The organism is Myxococcus sp. AM011, from assembly GCF_013372595.1.
Lineage (GTDB): Bacteria > Myxococcota > Myxococcia > Myxococcales > Myxococcaceae > Myxococcus > Myxococcus eversor.
This window is the reverse complement of the sequence record NZ_JABXEM010000488.1, coordinates 1-3,151: the sequence shown is the minus strand read 5'-3', so window position 1 is coordinate 3,151 and position 3,151 is coordinate 1. Positions and strand designations below refer to the sequence as shown.

The following is a 3,151-nucleotide window of genomic DNA, read 5'->3' as shown; positions in this document are numbered from 1 at the left end:
GAGGGTGGGGGGGCGGACCGGCCGGCCCACGGTGGAGGAGATGGCGACGGGCAGGACACGCGGCAGGGGCGCGACGAGCGGCCGGTGGATGGGTGGCTCGTCCACAGCGAAGGCCCGCTCATGGCTCGGGGCGGAAGGGGCCTCGGCGGACACGGTGTCGAGATCGCCGGGCGTCACGGCCATCGCCGGCAAGGGGACCTGAGAAGTTCCCAGCGCGAGGGCGAGCGCGGCGCCGCCCAGTCCACTGACCAGCCGCCAGGACCTGCGCGGGGCATGCGGCTCCGGCATGGCCAGCAGGCGGCGGATGCGTCGGAGCAGCGAGCCTCCATCCGCGCCGAGCGCGAGCAGGGAGGACGGCGGCGCGCGAAGCTGCTCGATGTGCGCGAGCGCGCGCGCATAGAGGAAGGCGTCTCCGCACGACTGCACGGCGAGGTCATCCGCGCAGTGCTCGCGCTCCTCGCGGATGCGGTGCGACAGCCACCAGACGGCGGGATGGTAGAAGAGGAAGGTCTCCACCAGCGCCTGGAGCAGGTTGACCAGGTAGTCATGCCGCTGGATGTGCGCGAGCTCGTGCGCGAGCACCGCCTCCAGTTGCGAGGGAGTCAGTCCGGCGATGGCACCCGCGGGGACGAGGATGAGCGGACGCCACAGGCCGATGACCTGGGGCACATCGACGCGAGCGGAGGCCAGCAGTCGCACGGGGCGCGTCAGGCGCAGCCGCGCGAGCGCTTGCGTCAGGGCCTCACGCCAGGCGGACGCGGGCTCCTGGGTGTGCAGTCGGGACAGCCGCTGGGCCGCGTACCAGGAGATGAGCATCCGGGCGGACAGCAGCAGCACGCCGCAGCACCAGGCCGGCAGGAGCCACGGCCGCAACAGCTCCAGCCAGGACGCCCCGGCCGCCACCGTCGCGGGCTCGGCCACGGTCTCCAGCGTGGTGCCCGGAGGCAGCGTCGCGGACAGGAGCGTCTGCGCGGACATTCCACCCGCCATGGGAGTCGCGGTGCCCGTCGTCCCCATCAGCGCGCCGAGGAACGTGGCGAGCGGTAGCAGTGCCATGGTCAGCAGGCCCAGACAGGCGACCGCGTAGCGGCCCCGCGCCGAGCGACGCGACATCAAGGCGAGCAGCCCCGCGACCACCAGCGCCACCGCCGCGCCTTGCCATGCGAAGGCGAGCAGGGCTTGTTCCAGTGAGTCCAGCACGTCCATCACTTCCCCCGCCTCTCGTGCTCGTCGAGCAGCTTCCGGATCTCCGCCAGCTCTTCCGCGGAGGCCCGCTTCATCGAAAGCGCCTGGGCCACGACGGTGGACGCCGAGCCGCCGAAGGCCCGGTCCATCAAGTCCCGCAGCAAATCCCGCTGCGTGCGCTTCTGGCTCAGGGCCGCTTCGTAGACATGGGTGCGCTCGCTCTCGTCGCGCTGGACGAGCCCCTTCTCCGTCATGTTCTGGAGGAGCTTGAGGACCGTGGTGTAGCCGGTGTCCTTGTCCTGCGTGTCCCGGAGCGACTCATGCACCCGACGCACGGTGCTGGGCCCCAACTGCCAGAGGACTCGGAGGATGGCCAGCTCGGCGCGTGTCGGCTGCGGTGGAACGGGCATCATTCGCGAAAGTATTACGACGTGCGTCGTAACTGTCAACGACGGACGTCGTAGATGCCCGCGATGGAACACCGCGTCGCGCGGAGGGAGGTGTTGGCCCTCGCGTCAGGACTCCGCGGCCAGGTCTCCGGAGAGCTCGTCCGCGTCGGGCTTCACCGGGGCTCCGTCGCCCTGCGAGCCGTACTCCTTGAGGCGGTACTGAATCTTCCGAACGCTGATGCCGAGGACCTCCGCCGCGCGAGACGTGGAGCCCTGCACCATCTCCAGGGTGCGGAGGATGGCCTCGCGTTCGATGGCCGCGAGCGTGGCGCCGGGGATGAGCGCGCCCGTGCTCGTGCCGGTGGGGCGGGGGCCGCGCAGCACGGGCGGCAGGTCGTCCGTCGTCAGCTCCTGGTCCTGGGTGAGGACGACGGAGCGCTCAATCGCGTTCTCCAATTCGCGGATGTTGCCCGGCCAGTCGTGCGCGAGCAGCGCCTGGAGGGTGCCCGGCGCCAGGCCGCGCACCTGCTTGCCGTAGGCCTCGCCGTACTTCTCCAGGAAGTGGTTCACCAGCGCGGGGATGTCGCTCTTGCGCTCCCGGAGCGGCGGCAGCGTGACGCTCACCACGTTGAGCCGGTAGTAGAGGTCCTCGCGGAAGCGGCCCGCCTTCACCTCCGCGGCGAGGTCCCGGTGCGTCGCGGAGACGATGCGCACGTCCACCTTGAGCGTCTGCGTCCCGCCCACGCGCTCCAGCTCCTTCTGCTGGAGCACGCGCAGGAGCTTCACCTGCACGGTGGGGGAGATCTCCCCGATTTCGTCCAGGAAGAGGGTGCCGCCGTCGGCCAGCTCGAAGCGGCCCTCCTTGCGCGCGATGGCGCCGGTGAAGGAGCCCTTCTCGTGGCCGAACAGCTCGCTCTCCAGCAGGTTCTCCGACAGCGCGGCGCAGTGCACGCGGATGAAGGGCTTGTCGCGGCGCGGCGACTCCTGGTGCAGCGCCTGGGCGATGAGCTCCTTGCCCGTGCCGGACTCGCCGAGGATGAGCACCGTGGCGCGCGTGCTCGCCGCGCGGCGCACGACGTCGTAGATGCCCTGGAGCTGCGGGGACTCGCCGATGATGTCGTGGAAGCGACGCACGCGGGTGCGGACCTGGTCCCTGAGGGACTCCGCCTCCTGGCGCAGGCTGCGCTTCTCCAGGGCCTTGGACAGGGTGACGAGCACCTGGTCCGCGTCGAGCGGCTTGAGGAGGAAGTTGTCCGCGCCGGACTTCATCGCCTCGACGGCCATCTCCACGCTGGCGAAGGCCGTCATCATGACGAACGTCGCGTCGCTGCCCTGTTCGCGCGTCGCGCGCAGCAGGCTGAGGCCGTCCATCCGCGGCATGCGCACGTCGGTGAGCACCACCGCGGGAGAGAAGTCGGACACGCGCGCGAGGGCCTCGGCGCCATCGGCGGCTTCGGCCACGTCGTAGCCCTCCTCGCTCAGGATGGTGGCGATGGCGCGGCGGGCATTGTCCTCATCGTCGACGACCAGGATTCGCTGTGCGGACATGGGTGGGGGCTCGGAGGCGGGGTCAGGGG

3 protein-coding genes are annotated in these 3,151 nt (G+C 70.9%); all 3 read right to left on the bottom strand.

Annotated features, from left to right (window positions below; genetic code table 11):
* A partial coding sequence (locus HUW62_RS46520; protein ID WP_217911981.1) for a M56 family metallopeptidase occupies positions 1 to 1,206 on the bottom strand: 1,206 nt, incomplete at its 3' end.
* Positions 1,206 to 1,595: a BlaI/MecI/CopY family transcriptional regulator gene (locus HUW62_RS46515; protein WP_163864743.1), complete on the bottom strand. Its 390-nt coding sequence runs from the start codon at positions 1,593 to 1,595 to the stop codon at positions 1,206 to 1,208. The genes HUW62_RS46515 and HUW62_RS46520, both read right to left, overlap by 1 nt.
* Before the next feature lie 105 nt (positions 1,596 to 1,700).
* A complete protein-coding gene (locus HUW62_RS46510) occupies positions 1,701 to 3,122 on the bottom strand; it encodes a sigma-54 dependent transcriptional regulator (protein WP_163864521.1) in 1,422 nt (473 codons plus the stop codon).
* Between the last annotated feature and the right edge of the window lie 29 nt (positions 3,123 to 3,151).

What these genes read in the sequence shown, in the direction of transcription:
- HUW62_RS46515 (WP_163864743.1), bottom strand. Translation starts at nt 1,595, where the DNA reads ATGCCCGTTCCACCGCAGCCGACACGCGCCGAGCTGGCCATCCTCCGA.
- HUW62_RS46510 (WP_163864521.1), bottom strand. Translation starts at nt 3,122, where the DNA reads ATGTCCGCACAGCGAATCCTGGTCGTCGACGATGAGGACAATGCCCGC.